General features: G+C 45.1%; 1 pseudogene. It reads left to right on the forward strand.

Features of this window, described 5'->3' with window-relative positions:
• Nucleotides 1–514, forward strand: a pseudogene (locus tag R7Q48_RS31170) (polyribonucleotide nucleotidyltransferase); the annotation flags it as partial.

A 514-nucleotide genomic window follows, 5' to 3' on the forward strand; every position in this document is an offset into this window, starting at 1 on the left:
CTATTCCCGGACGCGTTCAAAAATGAAGTGCAAGTTATTGCAACGGTTGTATCTGTAAACCCAGACGTTCAACCAGATATCCCAACAATGATTGGTACATCTGCGGCTCTTGCTATCTCTGGTATTCCATTCAATGGTCCTATCGGTGCAGCACGTGTTGGTCACATCGATGGTCAGCTAGTTCTTAACCCTAGCCAAACTGAGCTAAACGCATCGCGTCTAGATCTAGTGGTTGCAGGTACAGAGTCTGCGGTACTAATGGTTGAGTCAGAAGCTGACAACCTAACTGAAGAAGAAATGCTAGCAGCAGTTGTGTTCGGTCACGATCAACAACAAGTTGTAATCAATGCTATCAACGAGTTCAAAGCTGAAGTTGCTACTCCAGCTTGGGATTGGGTTGCTCCAGAAGAAAATACAGCACTTAAGACTAAGATTGCTGAACTTGCTGAAGCTAAGCTTGTTGAGGCTTACCAAATCACTGAGAAAATGGCTCGTTACGACCGCATCCATGAGA

Source organism: Vibrio sp. 378, assembly GCF_033339435.1.